Raw genomic sequence first — 18800 nt, 5'->3', positions numbered from 1 at the left:
TGTACCGACCCCGGACAGGACCGGTTCATGATCGGCGATCACATCACGGTTCCCCGTCGGTTCGCCTTGGTGCGCTACCCGGACGGCGATGACAGCCCCGTGGTCATCGCGTGGGGTATCGAACTGCCCGACGGTTCCGCCATCTCGTTGAGCATCGACAGCCAGGCGGTCGCCCTCTGCAGCAAAGCCGCCCACTGCGAACGCATCCACGGCGCCGAGCTGGTCTGGATCGATGGCGAGCTCGGCAACTTCGAAAAGGAGAGAACGTCGTGAAGGTCTCCGCCGGTCTGGCTCGGAGCCAGTCCGCGCAAGCCTCCACGGACAGCGAGTTCCGTGCGACCGCGAGCGTCGTCCTGGACATCCATCAGGACGACGACGGCTTCTGTCTCGGCTGTTACGTCTACTTCCACCAGCTCAAGCCTTTCCCGTGCGAGTACTACTTCTGGGCGGCTCGAGTCATCGCCACGTATCCCGGCCCTGCACCCCTGGCTGGCGGAACCCCTACCCGCGATCGTTTTTCCGCGTACGCCCGGACCGCCCCAGCCCTCCGGCTCGTGCCGGCGTCGACCGTCTCGGCCACCGACGACACGGTGGTCATGCGCTTGAGGTGACGCTCTCGATCTCCGCCGGTAGCGGCGACCGTTCAAGAAGTACGGACGCCGAGCTGGCCGACGACGGCTGCGGCAGTACCTGCACCTCATGCACCACCAACGTCGCCTGATTAACGGACTCAGCAAGGCCGGTGGGCACCGCCACAACCGTCGGTGCCGGCCGGGTGCCCCTGTCAGACCGAGGTGATCATGTGAGCCGTTCCGTTCAGTCCCCCGCCTACCGGTCAATGACCAACGCACTTGTCCGCGCCGTCGCCCAGCCGGCGGTGGACCTGCCCCCGTGGCCAGACCTGACCGAATCTCGCCCCGACCTCGTGCCGTCCTGGGTCGGCTGGCTACGGCAGGTCTGGGCCATCGACGCTGTGGTCGAGGCGGTTATGCTCTCGAGCCCGGTGCTCGCGGCGAAGGTCAGGAAGCTCTGCGCGGGTGAGGTGGCTTCGGTACGCGAGACACGGCGGACGGTCCACGCCGTCGCCCGGTACGCGCAGCGCCTACTGGGTCGACCCACGCCGTTCGAACTGCTCGCCGGCGTGGCGCCGGCCGTATTCGGCTCGAAAGCACCTACCCGCTGGGGCACAAACCATCAGGCTATCGCCCGGGCAGGTGCCGGCTGGCTCGCCGACGTGATCGCCCATCTCGAACACTGCCCGGAGCTGCTCTCCCGACTACCCGTGGTCGCGAACAACACGCTGACGGTCCGCGACGAACGGCTGATCTTCCCCTACCAGCCGAGTCCTGGGCTCAACCGCCAAGTTGGATCGACGGAGGTATCCCTGCGTCACTCAGCACCAGTACAGGCTGCCATCGAGGCAGCCCACATCCCGATCCGGCTGGAGGTCCTCGCCTCGCAGCTCCGTGGAGCGTTTCCACAAACATCGGCGGCGGACGTTACGGCGATGCTCAACCAGCTGATCGCGCACCACGCCCTCATCACGAGCCTGCACGCCCCCTGCACAGAGCTGGACGCGCTCGGGTACCTGCTGCGCCAGCTCGACGAGGCCGGCGCCAGAATCGGCACATCCGTCGCTGACGTCGTTGGCGCTCTGCAGGAGATCCATGCTGGGCTGCACCGTCACAACAGGGCGCAGCCCAGCGACGCCACGGCGGCCCGACGGCTGGTGGCATCGCAAATGCGGGGTCTCGCGATCTCCGAGCAGGAGCCGCTCGCCGTGGATCTCCGATTGGACGCCTCGGTGACGCTCCCCGATCAGGTATCCAGAGAGGTGGAACGTGCCGTACTGGCGCTGACCCGGCTGAGCGCTGACCCGTACGGCACCGCCGCATGGCTGACCTACCACCAGCGCTTCTACGAACGCTATGGGGTCGGTTCGCTGGTGCCGGTACGCGAAGTGATTGACCCGGACAGCGGCATCGGCCTGCCAGACGGCTATGTAGGAAGTTCTGCCCCCGAGCCTCGCTCACCGATGTCACGCCGGGACGAGGTGCTTCTCAACGTAGCGCAACGCGCGGCACTCGACGGCGCGATCGAGGTCGCCCTCGACGACGCACTGATCGCACAGTTGGACCTGTGTCCACAACGGCTACGCCTACCTCCGCACCTCGAGGCGTGCGTACGCGTGCAGGCCGCCGATGAAGAGGACCTGACGCACGGCAGGTTCACGATCGAGGTCACGTCCGTGTCCCGGGCCGCCGGCGGACTCACCGGACGCTTCCTCAGTGTGCTGCGGCCGAGCGACGCGGGAAGGTTCGTCGCCAGCTTGGCCGATCTACCCGCCAGCGACCGGGCCACCAAGCCGGCCCAGGTGTCATTCCCGCCGCTCGACCCCGCGACCGCGCACGTCGCGCGTGCCATCCGGGTGCTGCCAACGGTGATCAGCCTGGCCGAGCACCGATGGCCGAGTCGATCTGTGCTCACCATCGACGACCTGGCGGTGGGGTGCGACGGCCGACGGATGTACCTCGCGGTGCCCGATCGCGGCCACCGGATCGAGGCGGTCGGCACGCACGCGCTGAACCTGCGCAGCCACACTCCCCCGCTGGCCCGGTTCCTCATCGAACTCGGACGCGCCCAGTGCGCCCAGGTCACGGCTTTCGACTGGGGCGCCGCCGCCCAGGCGAAGCTGCCCTTCCTCCCCCGGGTGCGTTACGGACGAGCGATCCTGGCTACGGCCACCTGGCGCCTGGAGGCCGCCGAGCTACCGGGCAGACAACAACCCTGGTATGCCTGGGACGACGCCTTCGACCAATGGCGGGCGAGCCGGCGGTTACCGCGCCTGGTGCACCTGGTCGAGGCCGACCAGCGCCTTCCGCTGGATCTCGACGAGTCGGCGCACCGCGTCCTGCTGCGCACCCACCTGCTCACCGCACCGCGAGCGGTCCTCGTCGAGGCACCCACTCCGGATGACCTCGGGTGGTGCGGTGGCCGCCCCCACGAGGTCATCGTCGCGCTGCACTCCACCGAACCACCACCCTGGCCGCCGCTGCCAACACCCACCCCGGTCCGCGTCATGGGGCGCGACCAGGGACAGACACCTCGGGACGTACCCGCGCATGACTCGGATAGTTCGCTTGAGGCGATAAATGCCGTCGCGGCGACGGATTCTCCATAGTGCTCCTTGTCGATATGCCCTACGGTGCTGATCGTGAAGCTGCGCCGAGTAACCGTTGCGGGACTGGTTGCTGCCGGCGTTGCCGCAGTGACGCTGATGATCGGCCTGGTGACTAACGCCGCCTCGAATCAGCAGCGGTGGCCCGGCTGGTTGTCTCTGGTGCAGCGGTACCCGTGGCAGTCGTTCCTGTTGCTTGCGGTCGTTGCCGTGGTCCTCGCCGCATTGCTGCCGGGCCTGACTGAGCCGGACCAGGTCGGCATACGGATGGCTGCCGATGAGCCCGTGTCGTCGGTGGGGTCGGCCGGGGTCTTGCGAACTCTGCCGCGCGACGTGGCCGGCTTCACGAACCGGAAGGACGAAATCCAGCAGATCCTGGACGAGGCGTCGATGGATCAGTCGATCATGCCTGTCCGGACCATCGACGGCATGCCTGGCGTCGGCAAGACCGCCTTCGCTATCCACGTCGGCCATCTGCTGGCGTCGAAGTTCCCGGACGGTCAGCTGTTCCTGAACCTCAACGGGCACACACCTGGACGCGAGCCGGTCGGACCGGCCGAGGCACTCGCGTCGCTGCTGCTCGCCGACGGCGTCGCCCCGCAGAAGATCCCGAACAGCGACGATCAGTGGGCGATGACCGAGGCCCGCGCCGCACTGTGGCGCACTCGGGTGGCTGATCGGCGGATGCTGCTCATCCTCGACAACGCCGCCACGTACGCGCAGGTGGAGCAGCTGCTGCCGGGCGCGGCCGGCAGCCTCGTGTTGGTCACCAGCCGTCGTCGGCTAGCCGCACCGGACGCAACGAGTCTGCAGATGAGCGCGCTGTCGACGACGGACGCCGCCGCGTTGTTCATGCGTCTGGCCGGTCGTAGTCGGCTCCGCAAGGAATCGGTTGGTGAGCTCGTCGCTGTCTGCGGTTACCTGCCGTTGGCGGTTGCCCTGCTTGCGGCGAGGCTGCGGCACCACCCGTCCTGGAGCGTCGAGGATCTCAAGGATCGCTTGTTGTCGACGCAGTACCGCCTGGTGGAGATGCAGGCGGGCGAGCGCGCCGTCGCAGCCGCGTTCGACCTGTCGTACCAGGATCTGCCGGGTGAACGTCAGCGGTTCTTCCGTCGACTCAGCCGGTTCCCCGGGCTCGACGTCGATGAAGAGGCCGCAGCGGCGCTGGCTTCGGTCTCCCGGGAGGTGGCGCGGTCCGAGCTTGAGGCGCTCTATGGGGATCACCTGCTGGATGAAACCGAGCACGGACGGTACCGGTTCCATGACCTGGTCAGGGACTATGGACGCAGCCTCGGGGAAGACGGGCAGGACGGGACGATGTCGATCAAGAACCTTGCGGGACATTACCTGGAGACCATCAACGCGGCGAATACCCACATCAGCCGTGGATCCACGACCACCACAGCCCGATTCGATTCGCCGGCCACGGCCTCGGCGTGGCTTGACGCTGAGCGCGCGAACGTTCTCGCCTGCGTCGAGGAGTGCGTGCGCCGCGAGCAGCACGCCCTGGTCGTGGGACTCGCCGCCGCGATGGCGCCGTACCTGCGCCAGGCGGGTCCGTGGGACCAGGCCGCCGAGCTACACCGCACCGCGGTCGTGGCGGCACGCCGAACGGGTGACCGGAAGGCAGAGGCCGACGCATTGGCGAACCTCGGCATGGTGTCCCGCCTCATGGCCCGCTACCGGGCAGCGGTGGAGACCCTGGACGAGTCGCTCGCGATCTACCGGGCTCTCAGCGATCTGCATGGGCAGGCGTCGGTGCTCAACCAGCTCGGCATTGTGCACTACCTGACCGCAACGTACGACGAGGCGGCCAGAGCCCAGACGGAAGCGTTAAGTATCTGCCGGGAGACCGGTGACCTGCTCGGTCAGGCAAACGCACTTGCGGACCTGGGGATGGTGCGGCGCATGACCGGTGACCTGAGGCCTTCCGCCGAAGCTTCGACGGAAGCGCTGGAGATCTACCGACTGCTCGGTGATCGTTTTGGCGAAGCCAACGCGCTCCGCGACCTCGGACTGGTCCACTCCCTGACAGGCGACTACGCCGAGGCCGAGCACCACGCCCGCGAGGCGCTGGCGATCTACACCAGGATCGGCGACCCGGTGCATCAGGCGTACGCGCTCAACGAGCTGGGCGTCGCTCGTCGCCTGAAGGGAGACCTCGACGGTGCGACCGAATCGCACGAACAGGCACTGGCCAAGTACGCCGAACTCGGTGACCGATTCGGCGAGGCCAACGCCATCCGGCACCTCGGGGTGTTGCACCGACTCCGAGGGGATCAGGCAGCGGCGATCGAGGCCCAGGAGCGGGCCGTGACCATCTACGCCGAATTGAAGAGTCGGGGTGGGTTGGCCGCCGCCACGGCCGAGATGGGCGTCCTGCGTCGTCTCGAAGGCAACCTCGTCGGTGCCAGGAGTGCGCTGGACAGCGCTGCCGGGTGGTACGCCGAGCTCGGAGACCGTACTGGTCAACTCGAAGTGCACAACCACGTTGGCGCGTTGCACCTCGACGCCGGGGAACTCGACCGGGCGAATGACCGATACGAGGTCGCGCTGTCCCTCGCCCGCGACCTGGGCGTGCCGCTGCAGGAGGCGCATGCGCTGGACGGCCTCGCGCGCTGCGAACTTGCTCTGGGGCGACCTGAGCGAGCGGCCGACCTCCGCAGCGCCGCCCAGATGCTCCACGAACGGCTCGGAAATCAACCTACGTAACTTCACTGCGTCCCGGTATCGTCACCGTCAGACATGAAGGAGGCGACCATGCAGCAGTCGACGACGTCGAACGTGCAGCCTGTGCTGGCGACGGTGGTCCAGAGGGTCCACGCCCGGATCGCGGCCGAGCAGGCGAAGCCGGAGTCCGTTCGAGCCGCACACGCGGCGTCGCTTCCTGCGCAATCCTGAGCGCGCGCGGAGCCGAGGCATGCCACCACTGCGGACCTTCATCCTCAAGGTGGTCAACCGCTGCAACATCAACTGCGACTACTGCTATGTGTTCAACGGGCCAGACCAGTCCTGGCGGGGCCTGCCCGTACGGATGAGCGTCGAGGTGGCCCACGCCGTCGCGCAGCGAATCGCCGAGCACGCCACCGCCCACGACCTCGACCACGTAGACGTCGTGCTGCATGGTGGCGAGCCCTTGCTCGCCGGGCCGCGCAACCTCGGCGCCATCCTGCAGATACTTCACGACCGAGTGCCGTCCGTCCGCTTCGAGTTGCAGACCAACGGCATGCTGCTCAACGACGACTGGCTGGACCTCTTCGATCGGTTCGACGTCCGGGTCGGCGTGAGCATCGACGGCCGGCCCACGGCGAATGACCGCCACCGGGTCAGCCACCGCGGTCGGTCGACGTCGGATGCGGCGGTCCGCGGTATCGAACTGCTCCGCAATCGGCCCCACCTGTTTGCCGGTGTCCTGGCCGTGGTCGACCTCCACAACGACCCAGCTGACGTTCACGACTATCTCGCGTCACTCGGGCCGGCGGTCATTGACTTCAACCTGCCGCACGCCACGCACGACGCCCCACCGGGACGCACCAATCCCGCTGAGCCGGAGTACGGCCGCTGGCTGAGCCGCGTCTACGACGCATGGACCAGCGCCGACTCCTACACGCACTCGGTGCGCATACTCGAAGACATCGTCGCCCTCAGCCTCGGTGCGAAAGGCTCCGTCGAATCGCTCGGACTCGCACCGGCCGACATCGTCGTGGTCGAGTCCGACGGCTCAATCGAGAATATCGACACACTCAAAGCCGCCGCCCCGGGCGCCGCAAGCCTCGGCCTCAACGTCTTCGACCACACCTTCGACGAGGTGGCGAACCACCCGGCGATCCAGCGACGGCAGGTCGGCGTGGCGGCCCTGGCAGAAGAGTGCCAGCGCTGCCCCCTGGTGTCCGTCTGCGGCGGTGGGTATCTGCCGCATCGGCTGAGCGCTGAGCGCGGGTACCGCAACCCGTCCGTCTATTGTCAGGACCTCGCCCACCTCATCCGGCACGTCCAAGCCACGCTTCCGGCCTAAAGGAGAAGCACAGTGCAACACCTCGTCGTCCGCCACGCCGAGCCCAGCGACGCCAAGACCGTCGCCGCGATGATCGAGGAGATCGAGCGGTACTACGGCGCCACGTCGATCCAACCGTTCGACGAACGACTGACACAGGTCGAAGCCTCGCTGTTCGGGACGCCACCCCTGGCGTACTGCGTGCTCGCGATTAGCGGCGACGAGGTGTTGGGGTTGGCGGCGTACTCCTTCTTATGGCCGGCTGCCGGATCGACGCACTCACTGTTCATCAAGGAGCTGTACGTGCGGCCGGACGGACGGCGGCTGGGCACCGGAACGCGGCTCATGCAGGAGATGCGGGCAATTGCGGCCGCCGCGCCGGGGTGCAGTCGAGTGGAGTGGATGACCGACCGGGACAACGACGGTGCACGCGCCTTCTACCGACGACTCGGATTCGAGGAGTTTGAGGGGAAGGTGAACTACCGCGTCGGGTCCGACATCCCGGAGCCGCTCGGCTGAGTCGACAGGCCAGGCTCCGGCAAGGAGTTTGATCGGCATCAGCAGCGACCGCTTCGGTGCGGTCGCTGTCAGACCGACCTTCGCACTGCCGCAACACCACAGGCCGCCAAAAACATGACCGCGATCAGTCCGATCCGTAGCCAGGGCACGTCCCGGCTCGGTCGTACGCCGATCGACACCGCCAGCGCCAGCTGTGCCAGCAGGGCCAGGCAGATGACGACGCTGAGCGACCGGTAGGTGTTCCCGAAATCGGACCAGAACACCCAGGTGCCATAGATGGTTGGGACCACGAACAGCAGGCTCAGGCCGATCAAAGGGACGGCAAGTCTCCATCGCATGCTGGCGCTCACCGCTGCTCCTTTCGGCCATCGGTAGTGGGACCGTCCAGAGTCTCTACCTCAACGGTCAACTCTGCGCCCGCCTCACGAAGCTGCTGCGCCTGCCGTTCCCATTCGATGCGCTCGTCGCGCGTGAGGGCGTCGCGCTCGTTGAGCGATGCCGTGAAGGCATCGTCCAGCGCCTGGCCATGCCAGGAGAACGTCGCCGCCGTGCGGAGGTCAGCCTCGCCGCTGAGGACGGTACGGGCCAGGGAACCCAGTGGGTCGTTGCCGGCGCGGCTTTTGGCGAGTGTCGTCAGGATCGCGCGGGCCAGCGGCTGGCGGTGGATCTCGTCGGTCATGGCCTATCCCTGCTGTCCGGGGTGCTGATAGGTCTCGAGGTTGGGAAGAGCGGCGATGGCAGCGCCGGCCTGAATCATGCTGATGGTGCCGGCGATGCCCTTGAAGGTGGCCTCGGCATTGCCGTAGAAGGTCGAAATCTCGTTGTAGAGGTCGTACGCCTGCCAGGCGTAGTAGGCCGCCACGCCGTAGCCGACGACTGGCCCGATTCCCGTCTCGCTCGTCGCCGTGCCGACCGCCGAGGCCAGGTTGATGACGATCAGGACGTCGATGAGCTTGGTGATCAGGCCACTGACCACGTCGAAGAGGTGCTTGGCAGCTTCGCCGACAAGCACCGTGGTTGAACGAAGCCCCAAGCTGCCGCACGAAGCCGCTGTTCGGGAGCCGGCGACTTCCTGATTCATCACCCTGTCCACTCCACGCGCGCATCTGGCCCGCCCGCGCCTCGATCACGGTCACGTTCAGGGGGTTAACACCTAGGATCCTTCACGACTAGCTCGAGGCGGGTTTGAATCTTCCCTATTAGACCTGAAAAGGCAGCTCAGATCAGCCTCTCGGCGCTGACGATGCAGTTGGCTCTACCTACCGCAGGGCCTTCGTGACGTACTGCGCACTAGTGTGCGCGCTGGACAGGCGATCGACATGTAGCCATGATGAGCGTCGTAACCAACGTCCTACCGGGGGTGTCGATGATTGACGAGGCTGGTTCCCATGACCGGCTTGTGACCCGATCCGAGATCGCCGATCTGGCGGGGGTCAGCCGGGAGAACGTCCCCAACTGGGCGCGGAGACACGGTGACTTCCCGAAGCCCGTCCGGTCAGGCGATGCGGAGTATTTCCGACTCGCGGAGGTCATGAGCTGGTGGGAGAGGCGCACGATTCCGGACCGATCCCTGCGAGAGGGCGAGAGAGCCGGCATCACCTACGCCGACCGTGTCCGCCGGACCCGTACCGCGAAAGGCCAATCCACCCGGGAGAACCCGCCCGTCACGCAGACTCTGAATCGGGACGAGCAAGAGCGGCTACTGGTCGAGGGGCTTCTCAGCACGTTGGAGGGACGCATTCCCGGCACAGCCTCCTCGGCCGGGTACTTGCATCTGCTGACTTCGCTGGCGTTCCTTTGCGCCAGTGCGCCCGAGGAATGGGAGCACCTGCGCCACCTGTCGCGGCAGTCAGGAGGACCGAACGAAGGCCGGACGCTGCTCGTGCAGCTCGGAGTGATGGCTGATCGGCAGCTCCGTGAACGTGGCCTGCTACCTGGCGTGCGGCTCGGGCTCGGCGGCCTGCAGCCAAGCTCACCCGACGACCTTCGTCCCGTAATCCGGGCCAGCGGCCAGCTCGGGCCCGCCGCCTTCCGGACGCTGATGGACCGGTACGCGGCACAGGCCCGGCTCGGTCCTGAAACCTCCTTTACCCCCAACTGTGTCGCCCGGCTAATGGCTGATCTGCTACTGGCTGGCAGGACCTCCGGGGGACGCGTCCTCGACCCGTACGCCCGCGGCGGTGAGCTGCTCACCGCATTCGCCGACCGATACCAGGCCGACGCTCAGGTGGAGGTCTACGGGCAGAGCGCGGACCAGGACTCGTTGCGGCTGGCCGGCATGAACCTAGCCGTGCGCGGCCTGCGAGGCCGCCTTCAACACGGCACCCCCGGATCCTGGGCGACCGTGGCCTGGCCCCGGCAGAAAGTGGATCTGATTCTCACCAACCCGCCCTTCAACACCGGACTGTTAAGCAAGCAGCGTCGTGCGGAGGACTGGCCCTTCGGCCCGCCGCCGGAGGGTAACGACAACTTCGCATGGATACAGCACATCCTCGCATCGCTTGACTCCGGCGGGCGGGCAGTAGTGGTGATGCCCAACACCGCAGGGACGTCGACCAATGCCCGGGAACGCGCCATCCGGAAGGTCCTGATCGACAAGGGCGTAGTGGAGTGCATCATCGCCCTGCCGCGGCAGCTATTCCCCACCACCGCGATCCCCGTCTCAGTGTGGCTGCTGACGGCGCCCACCGAGCCCCGCGATCAGGTGCTGTTCATCAATGCCCAGAAATTGGGGGCAGCCAGCAAGGGGCAGCGCACCCTCTCGTCCATCGACCAGGACACCGTCGTCGCCGCCTATCGATCGTTCCTTGACGATCGGGAGCAAGGCCGTCATCATCTGGGCACCGAGCAGATCAGCCTCGCCGTCGACACCAACAGGCTCCACGGGCCGACTTACTCGCTGAACCCGCTGGAACATCGGATGGCCGGCGCGCGGACCAATTCGCCCGGCGCCACCATGGCGCAGACGCAGGACGCACTCCGAGACCTGTCCCGCCAGCAGGCTCAGGCGAGCGCCGCCGAGGCCGACACGCGTCCCCTGCTCGACCTGCTCTCAGAGACCGACCTGGACGAGGACCGCCTTCCGGACGGATGGCGTCGCGTCCACCTTCGGGACATCTGCGATATACACGCCGGGCCCTCCCACTCCCGATTGGGCACCCCGAAGGTGCAGTCGGGGACATCCGTGGTGCTACCGAAGCATCTCCGCCACGGCCGCATCGACGCCACCGGGGAGGAGAGGATCCCGCCGCAGGCTGCGGACCGACTCAAAAAGGACTTCCAGGTGCAAGCAGGTGACATCGTCTCCGTACGATCCGGATCCACTGGGCCGTCCGCGTTGGTGAGCCACGAGCAGAACGGCTGGCTGTTCAGTACCAACCTGCTTCGACTACGGCGGAGGCAACCCGGCGACGTCGACCTCGGCTACCTGCTGAGTTACCTCAGCCTGCCGCGCGTACAGGAGTGGATAAGAGGCCGATCAGCGGCCACCGCCATCGCCTCGATCAGTGTCGAGGACTTCGGGTTGCTCGAGGTCGTACTGCCGCCCTTACCGCGACAGGAGCACGTCGGCGCGGCCTTGGGCGCGCTCGACGAACAGATTCTCGCCGCCCAACGCGTCGTTACGGCTGCCGCGCGGGCCCGCACCCTGCTGTCGGAGCAGCTTGTGGACATCGCTGCAGAAATCTCCCCGCCATCGGCGGTTCCCACCGCTGATCACACGCAGAAAGGACAATCCGCGTGAGTAGCCCGACCGTCCATACCGTATCGATTCTCTGGCTGCTCGTGGCCGGGCTCTTCTCCCTGGTGGTCGCACTCATCGCCGGCATCCTCAAGTCGAGCGTCGACGCGCGATTGGCCGAAGCCGTGCTCTACGGCGGGACGGCGTTCGCCGCGTCGATGGGGGTCGCACTGCCCATCCTCGTCGTACTGAATCTGATGTAGTTCGTCCGCAGAATCGTCTGGTTCCGACACCCATGACGGCGGTGTCACTTAGCGGCGTCGGATTCGTCATGGCAGGCGGGAATGGGTATAGCGGCCGGACAGCCGGGTAGCAGCGGTCCGGCCGCCAGCTTGTACCTCGGGCCTTCGCCTTGTCAGGCCCACCAGCTCCACCAGTCTTCTGGCGCGGGCTCGGTCGGCGTCTCTGGCAATGAGCGGTGTCGCTTTTCGCTGACGTCATTGCCGGCAGCACAATCGCGGAATGGCCCGTCATCGCCGTACAGGATGGGCAGCTGGTGGTCGAGCTCTCTCAGCCAGGGCAGCATGCCGGTCATCTGCAGCCGGGCCTGTTCCCAGCCGTACCACAGGGCTGTCAGCCGGGTGACCGCTTCGTCGTGGCGCCACCATTGTTCGTACCAGTGCCACCGAGTCATGCCGACTTCACCGACCGGGCGTGGGAAGGTCGGCAGCAGATACGTGGTCACCCACTCCTCGACCGTCGAGTACAGCGGCGGCTGATCATCCCCATCACCAGCGTGGACGCGTTCGGCCTGGGCCTGCTGGAGGTCGACGACCTGCGCCGTCAGTCTCGCCACCTCCGCAGCGAGCTCATCGAGTCGTATGGCACGTCGTTGCGGACCTGCTGGGACGTGGGGACGGTCATCGCGATCGTCCGCGCATCGGCACTGCGGTCGCTGCCGCAGGTTGCTTGGCGGCAAGCGCCGCGTCGACCTGGGCTACGCGAAGCTTCGGGAAGGCCTGCACCCACGCGGGCGTCGCAAGCTGGTCAGCGTGGTGGACGGCGGCCGCGGTGGCGTCGGTGTAGTCAGCACCGTCGTCGTGCACCACGCTCGCCGGCTGCGCGACTGCGTACTCGTCGGCCACGGTACGAGGATCGTCCAACGCCCCGCCCTCTCGGACTCCCTCACCTCGCTCAGCAGCGCTCCTACCTTGCAGATCACGGTCCAAGGCCTCCTCCACATGACTCTGCGCGAGACGGATCCCTTCGACCGGGCGTCCGTTAGCCTCGCCGGCCCGGATCGCCTGGTTCATCTCTGCCGCGAGGTCACGAAGGAGCTGCACGGGTTCGCCCGCGGGGAGTTTGCCGGTGGCGCGCCACTGGCGCTGTAACTCGTCGAGAGCTTCGGGCCGTACGTGCTCGGCGAGTTTTATAACCTCCTGGCGGACAGCGGCGTCGAAGTCGTCGACCAGCGCACGGCCACCCGGTGGCAGCGCGGCTGGGCCGTCCTGGCTAATCCCCGCCCGGTCGGGTGTGCCGCCGTGAGCGCGAGCGCCGTGGTGGCGGTGGCCGGCCCGGGCATCGCGCTTCCACACCTCCCGAGCGGCGGCACGCATGGCCTCAGGGATCGGCGTTCCGGCCTGCCGATGGCGTTCGTAGGCGGCCATCAGATCCGGGCGGAACTGACGTAGTCGTTGCTCGGCGAACTCTGCTGCCCGCCGGGCTAGTGGGTCGCTGCTGGCGTGGACCGTCGCGGTTCGCCAGGTGGCGGCGGCCTCGGCGAAGGTAGCCTTGTCGACGAGCCAGTCACCGTCCAGCGACGCTGCCATCCGTTTGCGGTCGCCGCTTACCTTGGCTGCCAGCCGGTCGGCTTCCCGCCGAGCCGCCGAGGCTGCCTGGTCACCTTGGGCCTGGCGTTCCCGTTCGGCGGCCTTGTTTTGGATACCGACGGCGGCCCAGCGGGCACCGGCCTCGCCGACGGTCGCCATCGTCGCCAGCCCTTGCAGGAACTGCTGGCGGGTCTCGGCCATCGGGTCCTCGTGTTGCTGCGGGTGCGCCACGTGCACCTCCTTTGCCTGCTCAGCGGCCGCGCCCAGCACGCTGGCCGCCTCCCACTGTCGGGTGTTGGCGTGGGAGTTAGCGGTAGCGTTACCGCCGGTTGCCGGCCACCCGCTACCACTCGCAGCGCGTCGGCTGCGGCACGAGCCGTCTCGGCTTGGTGCAGGCGCTGCTGGGCACGCCGAAGCTGCTCGAGGGTGTCGGCGAGCCGAGCCAGGTCCAGCACCAGCGCGAGCGCGGCGACCGCGGCGTCGTCGCCGGAGTTGCGACCCGTGAGCGCTACCAGTCGCGACATTGCGCGCATCTCCTGGGAACGGCTGGTGGACCGACGGATCCGTCCGTAGATTCGCGGGCTGCGCGGTCGAAAACCTCGGCGGCCCGGTGCAATGGCCCACGCCGGTGACCCTCCATCGCGTAGGCCAGGCTGGTGAGCAGGTCGGCTGCGGCGACCGCAGTGGCCTGCGCCCGCGCCGGTTCGGTGCGGGCGGCACGGCGGATGTTGGCGGCGGCTGCGGCTGCAACCCTGGCGGCCTGGCGCATGACCTCGACGCGCCGGCTCCGGCTCACCGTCGGTGCAGCCGTCGGCGGTAGTGTCGGGGCGCCCCACCGCAGCCGCAACTTGGGCAGCGACATGTCGGGTGCCAACCGGCCCCCGCCGAAGTACACCGGCTGCCCACCGGCGGTGCGTGCGCCGGGAAGAGCCACCGCGTAGCCAGTGATCTGCCGTGCATCGGTGCTGCTAGGCCGGAGCCGGACCAGCACTCCTGCCTCGCGTAGCCGGGCGAAGAACTCCTCCTCCGAGCCGGCCGCGGCCACGGCCGTGCGTACGCGCCGGCGCAGCTCATCCCTGGGCGTCTGAGCGCGGCCTACGCGACGGGCCTTGCTGACCTCGACCGGATGGGGGCGGCGGTGGGCGGTCCGGTCAGCCGGCGGCACCCAGCGTTGCAGGTTGTAGCGGCGAGCGACGTTGTAGGTCGCCTTGACGCAGCGCGGGTAGTCGTTGCGCATCCAGTTGGTCCGCCCGTCCTCGCGCACCAGCGTGGCGACGATGTGCACGTGCTCATCGGCATGCCGCATGGCGATCCACCGCAGGGCCCGGATCAGTGGCCGTGGTGGCGACGCCGACCTCACTGAGCATCTGCACCGCCATGCTCGCCCAGGTCGAGTCGCTGATGGTGCGGTGCCGGTCCTCGGGCGCGAGCCGCATGCTGGCATGCCAGACGAACTTGTTGGGCGGCCGGTCGCCCGCACGGACCGGTTGCTCCAGCAATGCCGTCAACGCACGGAGGTCCCGCTTGCCGCTGGCGGTGACCTTTGGTTCCAGGTCGCTCAAGGGACCCGCGCCGTCCCAGGCAGCCACTAAGCGTGGGTTGACGTGTTCCTCCGCCTTCCCCAGGCCCCACAGGTAGCGCAGCAGCCCTCCGACCCGCGAGCCGCGCCGGTGCACTCGCGTGATCACCGCAGCCGCCGGTCGATCAGGGAGATTACCTCGTCGAGCCGGGCGATCGCGGCTGCACACAGCCGGACGGCGTCAGCGGTCCAATCGGGCAGCCGACCGGTGGCGTTGAACGCCGCAGCCGCCTGGTTAACGTTGTTGCCGAACATCGCCACGGCGCGGCGAGCGGCGAACAACTCGTGCTGCATATCGCGCAGGTCACCGGTCACACCACCGGGCGCCTGAAGAGCGGACGCGGCGGCGACCGCAGCCCTGGCGGCGTAGCCGGTTGGGGTCAGCTGGGCAGCAGCCGCCGCCGCGTCGATCGCAGCCTTCTCGTCGTCGGACAGCCTGAGCAACACGGCGTGCGGGCGAGCCGGTCGCTTGTGCGCGCGGTGCCGCACCTTTCGAGGTGGGGCGGGCTGATCGCTGTCCATCGTCGCCACTGTGCGCCCCGAGCGTTGCCGGCGACGTCAGCGCCAGCGGCTACCGGCGCCAGCCAGGGCGACGCGCGGGGCACGGCCCACCCCAATTGCCGATCTGCGACCGCGCCCGGTCGCAGATCGATAAGCAATGGCCATATCTTGCGTGTCAACGCCGGCTCAACCTTGCTCCGCGTGTCAACGCCGGCTCAACCTTGGCTCTGGCACATATTCTGTGATTGATCTTGATGGCGGCTTACGGGTTGGCCAGGACGCGTCTGCGGAGGAGGTCGAGGTTCGCGCGGCCATACCTCTCGCTTGATCGTTTTGATGCGGTTGACGTGGCCTTCGACCGGGCCTGAACTCCAGGGCTGGGCGCGGCCGGCGACGACGGCGTCGGGGTCGGTCGGCGCTCGAGGACTCGCCGTACCCGGCCCTTGGTGCCCTGAGTGCTAGGTGCGGTTCGGTCGTCCGCGTTGTTGTCGTACCCCCGCGATACGCTCACGCGCTGTGACTGACCTTGTGATCTCCGCCGCGGCGGAGGGTTCTTCCTGGACCGAAGTCCTCGGCGTTGTCGGGGGCTCCGTCGGCGTGCTTGGGGGTTTAGTCTTCGGGCTGCTGTCCTGGCGCCTGAGCCGCCGTTCCGCATTGGCGTCGGAACGCTCGGCGGACATCGCGGCGGCCGCCCTCACCACATCACAACAGGCCGTCGATGCCGCCGACCAGGCCGCGAAGGCGGCCGACATCTCCGCGCGCGAGGCGCAAAGGATCTCCACCATCGAGTCGACGCGCCATCACGACGAGTTGGGCCCCCACGTCGACGTGCAGTTCGTCTGGCGACAGGATCGCCATGGTGGAGGGATCTTCGCGGAGGTCACGAACAACGGCCGTTACGACTTCTGGGTGACCGGGGCGCACCTCATCGACGGGAAAGGGGCGACATCACTCGCGCACACGGGACTCTCGGCGGGGGCGACGCTGGACATCTATATCGCCGAACTGCCGCTGGAAGACCCTGGCGAGCCGACCGATCCTTGGCCGGTGATCCGCGACGCCATGAAACGGGCCGAGATCTACCAGGTGGAACTTCAGGAGGCTTTCCACCAGGCCCGCGACCGATTCGGCCGACTCGAGCTGCTGTACCGGGCTACCAACGAGCCGTGCCAGTGTGGCCGGACCCCCGCCGACAGCGAGGGCCACTGGGCCACCTACCACGCAATCACCAGCGTTAGCCTCTGATCACTCAACAGGCAGGTATCGGGGCGAGGCCCGCCGTCACACCCGGACCGGCCCACCCGGCACGCCGCGGACCGTTCCGGCGAGCCCGCCCTCGGGCCGCACGGCCGCGGGCAAACGGCGCCGGTGGAATGGGGTCAGCCGTCGGTGCCACACGGGAAGGATCATCTCCACGTCAGCCGACCGATCACGAGTGACAGCCCCCGGTCCGGCGACGGTGAAGATGTCAGCCTTCTCGCACGGCCCTGTAACCACCGGCATCGAGCAGCGCGCACGCAGCTCGCGCAGCTTCCCGCCGGGCGCGGTCTTGATGGCCCCCTATCCAAAAGTTGGCGAACCGCACCGCGTACGGACCCGGCCACGGTGGCACAGAGGGGAACATGGGCCTGTGCGTGGCCTCCTCGCCACGATGCAGCACGAATGCCCTCTAGTCACCAAGCGCGTGCCGGCCCCGGCGGCGTTCACCGCCCCCACTGGCTCGTTTATTCCAAACGCCTTCGCGGTGTGGCCACCGCCGAGAGCGGGTGGCAGGCGTTGTCGTGCGCTGAGCAGCCCACACCTGACGGGCAGTGGGGCAGCCCACCCGGCTACGGCGAGGTATAGCAATGTGGACCTGTGGCGAGCATCGAGGACCTTCTGCAGCGTCGTACCGACTTGTCGACCTTCTTGATCCACCTGACCCGTGACACTCCCGGTCATAACGGGCCCACTGCCCGGGAAAACCTACTGACAATGATCCGGGACGGATACATCGAAGCCCGCTCACCGTTCGGACCGGCGTCGGTGCACGAGCCGAGCCTCAGGAAGGCGGCGACACAGAAAGTCGTGTGCTTCACCGAGACCCCGCTCGAGCACACTTGGATGATGCTGGAGAACATCGACAAGCGCGACGTGCGCTTCCAGCCTTACGGCCTGGCCGTCACCAAGACCACTGCTCGCAAGGCCGGCTGCAACCCCGTTTGGTACTCCGACATCACGCCCGGCCGCGACTGGCCGATCGCCGCGGTGAACGCCATGGTCAACGACGCCGTGCGCCGAGCCACGACCGGCCGGACAGTCGACCGCGACAAGTTGAGCGAGGAGGCCATCTTCAAGATCACCCCGTTCTTCGAGCAGATGGGCCCGACCAAGTACAGCCGCAAGGAGTTTTGGTGGGAGCGAGAGTGGCGCCGCATCGGCGACTTCCCCCTGTCCCCCCGCAGGACCGTCGCGGTCCTGGCACCCGCCGATGACCATGAGCACCTTCGAGAGGAACTCACCGAAATCAGCGCGAGGTGGGGTGCGCGGCCGATCCTCGATCCCCGGTGGGGCCTTGAGCGGATGATCGCGGCGATAGCGCAGATCAGCGACGAACACATCGGTCCGTTCCCTGACGCTGGCTGACAAGGCGCGCCGACGTTCGGGTGCCCCATCTTTCATGTCCCCCCGCGGCACCTCGTAGACTGCGGGCGGCGGTCACGCGCCCGCCCGTCTCCAAGCCGCTGGTGCCCACGCCGCAGGTGGTGATCGAGGACAAGCTGTCGCCGACGCAGCGTGAATTCCACACCAGACCCTTTCTCGCGAGGGGCGTGGGCCTTCGCAGAAGGACAGATCATGGGCAAGCGCAACCGTGCACGCACCCGAGCTATCCGCGCCGAGATGGCAAAGACTGGACAGAACTACACCCGCGCCGCCGCCACAGCGGTTGAATCACCGCTGGGCGACGGCGGGGTACGCAGCAGCGGCGATGCCGCCGTCGAGCACGTCAGGCGCCTGCTGCGGGCGCAACTGACCATCGACGACGCCCGCTACGAGCGCCTGGAGGAGCTCGAGCAGAAGGGGTATCGCATTGTCGACGGCGGGCAGGTCGGCGTCGATGAGTGGAAAGTTCTGGACTGGCGCACCGACGAGGTGATCGCCGAAGGCGACGACGGGTGGGAGGGCTACACAGCCGCCACCAAGCGGCTCTGCCCCGACGGCCGGTGGGTTCACGTCGACAGCCTCACAGACGACCTGCCGCTGCCGGAGGTAAACACCCCAGGGGTACCACCCTCACTTGGGAAGGCACTCTACGAGTGGATCAGCCAGAACAGCACATCCGCCGAGGACATCGCGCAGTTAATCGGCTGGCCAGTCGAGAAGGTCCGCGAGCACCAGTAACACCGCCTCGCCAGCAGAACAGCGGAGGCACCCGGTCTCATCGACCGGCTAGTGCCGTGACCACAAACGTTGGCCGGGTTGGGTGACACACCGGGTCGGGTCCGCGTAGCGGACCCGGTAACGGTTGAGGCTGTGGCGGT

Annotated in this window: 20 protein-coding genes; 12 read left to right on the top strand and 8 right to left on the bottom strand. The window is 67.6% G+C overall.

The window, feature by feature from the left end; genetic code table 11:
• Window positions 1-27 precede the first annotated feature (27 nt).
• The 7 genes from ABZ406_RS27340 (at window position 28) to ABZ406_RS27310 (ending at window position 7691) form a co-directional block, all read left to right on the top strand.
• Window positions 28-273: a hypothetical protein gene (locus ABZ406_RS27340; protein ID WP_357767427.1), complete on the top strand. Its 246-nt coding sequence runs from the start codon at window positions 28-30 to the stop codon at window positions 271-273.
• On the top strand, window positions 270-611 hold the full coding sequence (locus ABZ406_RS27335) for a hypothetical protein (protein ID WP_357767424.1): 342 nt from the start codon (window positions 270-272) through the stop codon (window positions 609-611). Before ABZ406_RS27340 ends, ABZ406_RS27335 begins: the two co-directional genes overlap by 4 nt.
• Window positions 612-838: 227 nt before the next feature.
• Window positions 839-3181, top strand: a complete 2343-nt coding sequence (locus ABZ406_RS27330) for a lantibiotic dehydratase family protein (protein ID WP_357767422.1) — start codon at window positions 839-841, stop codon at window positions 3179-3181.
• 33 nt (window positions 3182-3214) lie between these two features.
• Window positions 3215-5890, top strand: coding sequence for a cyclophane-containing RiPP biosynthesis TPR protein HaaT (gene haaT, locus ABZ406_RS27325; RefSeq protein WP_357767419.1), 2676 nt, complete (start codon window positions 3215-3217; stop codon window positions 5888-5890).
• Between the two features lie 48 nt (window positions 5891-5938).
• Window positions 5939-6079: a hypothetical protein gene (locus tag ABZ406_RS27320; RefSeq protein WP_357767417.1), complete on the top strand. Its 141-nt coding sequence runs from the start codon at window positions 5939-5941 to the stop codon at window positions 6077-6079.
• Between the two features lie 19 nt (window positions 6080-6098).
• Entirely contained in the window at window positions 6099-7193 is a 1095-nt protein-coding gene (locus ABZ406_RS27315; protein WP_357767413.1) for an FxsB family cyclophane-forming radical SAM/SPASM peptide maturase, read from the top strand.
• A gap of 12 nt (window positions 7194-7205) precedes the next feature.
• A complete protein-coding gene (locus tag ABZ406_RS27310; protein ID WP_357767410.1) occupies window positions 7206-7691 on the top strand; it encodes an N-acetyltransferase in 486 nt (161 codons plus the stop codon).
• 68 nt (window positions 7692-7759) lie between these two features.
• Here the strand turns inward: ABZ406_RS27310 and ABZ406_RS27305 are convergent, their stop codons facing one another.
• From ABZ406_RS27305 to ABZ406_RS27295, 3 genes are read right to left on the bottom strand one after another with little or no spacing between them, the layout of a single operon-like run.
• The gene (locus ABZ406_RS27305; RefSeq protein ID WP_357767408.1) at window positions 7760-8041 is read right to left on the bottom strand and encodes a hypothetical protein; all 282 of its coding nucleotides are present in this window, start codon (window positions 8039-8041) and stop codon (window positions 7760-7762) included.
• Window positions 8038-8370 carry a hypothetical protein gene (locus tag ABZ406_RS27300; protein ID WP_357767405.1) on the bottom strand — a complete coding sequence of 111 codons (333 nt, stop codon included), beginning with the start codon at window positions 8368-8370 and terminating at the stop codon, window positions 8038-8040. The genes ABZ406_RS27305 and ABZ406_RS27300 overlap by 4 nt, the downstream gene beginning before the upstream one ends.
• Window positions 8371-8373: 3 nt before the next feature.
• The gene (locus tag ABZ406_RS27295) at window positions 8374-8772 is read right to left on the bottom strand and encodes a hypothetical protein (RefSeq protein WP_357767402.1); all 399 of its coding nucleotides are present in this window, start codon (window positions 8770-8772) and stop codon (window positions 8374-8376) included.
• A 285-nt stretch (window positions 8773-9057) separates the two neighbouring features.
• Here ABZ406_RS27295 and ABZ406_RS27290 point away from each other — a divergent pair, with 285 nt between their 5' ends.
• Together ABZ406_RS27290 and ABZ406_RS27285 are read left to right on the top strand one after the other, a co-directional pair.
• Window positions 9058-11433 carry an N-6 DNA methylase gene (locus tag ABZ406_RS27290; RefSeq protein WP_357767399.1) on the top strand — a complete coding sequence of 792 codons (2376 nt, stop codon included), beginning with the start codon at window positions 9058-9060 and terminating at the stop codon, window positions 11431-11433.
• The gene (locus tag ABZ406_RS27285) at window positions 11430-11633 is read left to right on the top strand and encodes a hypothetical protein (RefSeq protein WP_357767397.1); all 204 of its coding nucleotides are present in this window, start codon (window positions 11430-11432) and stop codon (window positions 11631-11633) included. Before ABZ406_RS27290 ends, ABZ406_RS27285 begins: the two co-directional genes overlap by 4 nt.
• A gap of 152 nt (window positions 11634-11785) precedes the next feature.
• Here ABZ406_RS27285 and ABZ406_RS27280 read toward each other — a convergent pair whose 3' ends face one another.
• The 5 genes from ABZ406_RS27280 to ABZ406_RS27260 form a co-directional block, all read right to left on the bottom strand.
• Window positions 11786-12226 carry a DUF4913 domain-containing protein gene (locus tag ABZ406_RS27280; RefSeq protein WP_357767394.1) on the bottom strand — a complete coding sequence of 147 codons (441 nt, stop codon included), beginning with the start codon at window positions 12224-12226 and terminating at the stop codon, window positions 11786-11788.
• Window positions 12227-12290: 64 nt separating this feature from the next.
• Window positions 12291-13430, bottom strand: coding sequence for a hypothetical protein (locus tag ABZ406_RS27275; RefSeq protein WP_357767391.1), 1140 nt, complete (start codon window positions 13428-13430; stop codon window positions 12291-12293).
• A 277-nt stretch (window positions 13431-13707) separates the two neighbouring features.
• The gene (locus ABZ406_RS27270) at window positions 13708-14505 is read right to left on the bottom strand and encodes a hypothetical protein (RefSeq protein ID WP_357767388.1); all 798 of its coding nucleotides are present in this window, start codon (window positions 14503-14505) and stop codon (window positions 13708-13710) included.
• The gene (locus ABZ406_RS27265) at window positions 14489-14887 is read right to left on the bottom strand and encodes a hypothetical protein (protein WP_357767385.1); all 399 of its coding nucleotides are present in this window, start codon (window positions 14885-14887) and stop codon (window positions 14489-14491) included. The genes ABZ406_RS27270 and ABZ406_RS27265 overlap by 17 nt, the downstream gene beginning before the upstream one ends.
• A complete protein-coding gene (locus ABZ406_RS27260; protein ID WP_357767382.1) occupies window positions 14884-15300 on the bottom strand; it encodes a hypothetical protein in 417 nt (138 codons plus the stop codon). The genes ABZ406_RS27265 and ABZ406_RS27260 overlap by 4 nt, the downstream gene beginning before the upstream one ends.
• A gap of 495 nt (window positions 15301-15795) precedes the next feature.
• Between ABZ406_RS27260 and ABZ406_RS27255 the strand changes: the two genes are divergently transcribed.
• From ABZ406_RS27255 to ABZ406_RS27245, 3 genes are all read left to right on the top strand, one after another.
• Window positions 15796-16524: a hypothetical protein gene (locus tag ABZ406_RS27255; protein ID WP_238647381.1), complete on the top strand. Its 729-nt coding sequence runs from the start codon at window positions 15796-15798 to the stop codon at window positions 16522-16524.
• Between the two features lie 612 nt (window positions 16525-17136).
• Complete coding sequence (locus ABZ406_RS27250; RefSeq protein ID WP_238647382.1) at window positions 17137-17904, top strand: abortive infection system antitoxin AbiGi family protein; 768 nt, start codon at window positions 17137-17139, stop codon at window positions 17902-17904.
• A gap of 210 nt (window positions 17905-18114) precedes the next feature.
• Complete coding sequence (locus ABZ406_RS27245) at window positions 18115-18660, top strand: hypothetical protein (protein ID WP_357767377.1); 546 nt, start codon at window positions 18115-18117, stop codon at window positions 18658-18660.
• Window positions 18661-18800 lie beyond the last annotated feature (140 nt).

Origin of the sequence: Micromonospora sp. NPDC005710 (genome assembly GCF_040630995.1) — a bacterium.
Taxonomy (GTDB): Bacteria; Actinomycetota; Actinomycetes; order Mycobacteriales; family Micromonosporaceae; genus Micromonospora.
This window is presented reverse-complemented; position numbering and strand designations above follow the sequence as displayed.

Excerpts from the sequence above, each read along its gene's own strand:
- ABZ406_RS27290 (WP_357767399.1), top strand. The coding sequence starts at position 9,058 with ATGATTGACGAGGCTGGTTCCCATGACCGGCTTGTGACCCGATCCGAG.
- ABZ406_RS27330 (WP_357767422.1), top strand. The coding sequence starts at position 839 with ATGACCAACGCACTTGTCCGCGCCGTCGCCCAGCCGGCGGTGGACCTG.
- ABZ406_RS27295 (WP_357767402.1), bottom strand. The coding sequence starts at position 8,772 with ATGAATCAGGAAGTCGCCGGCTCCCGAACAGCGGCTTCGTGCGGCAGC.
- ABZ406_RS27270 (WP_357767388.1), bottom strand. The coding sequence starts at position 14,505 with ATGCGGCATGCCGATGAGCACGTGCACATCGTCGCCACGCTGGTGCGC.
- ABZ406_RS27315 (WP_357767413.1), top strand. The coding sequence starts at position 6,099 with ATGCCACCACTGCGGACCTTCATCCTCAAGGTGGTCAACCGCTGCAAC.
- ABZ406_RS27300 (WP_357767405.1), bottom strand. The coding sequence starts at position 8,370 with ATGACCGACGAGATCCACCGCCAGCCGCTGGCCCGCGCGATCCTGACG.
- ABZ406_RS27260 (WP_357767382.1), bottom strand. The coding sequence starts at position 15,300 with ATGGACAGCGATCAGCCCGCCCCACCTCGAAAGGTGCGGCACCGCGCG.
- ABZ406_RS27320 (WP_357767417.1), top strand. The coding sequence starts at position 5,939 with ATGCAGCAGTCGACGACGTCGAACGTGCAGCCTGTGCTGGCGACGGTG.
- ABZ406_RS27340 (WP_357767427.1), top strand. The coding sequence starts at position 28 with ATGATCGGCGATCACATCACGGTTCCCCGTCGGTTCGCCTTGGTGCGC.
- ABZ406_RS27245 (WP_357767377.1), top strand. The coding sequence starts at position 18,115 with ATGGGCAAGCGCAACCGTGCACGCACCCGAGCTATCCGCGCCGAGATG.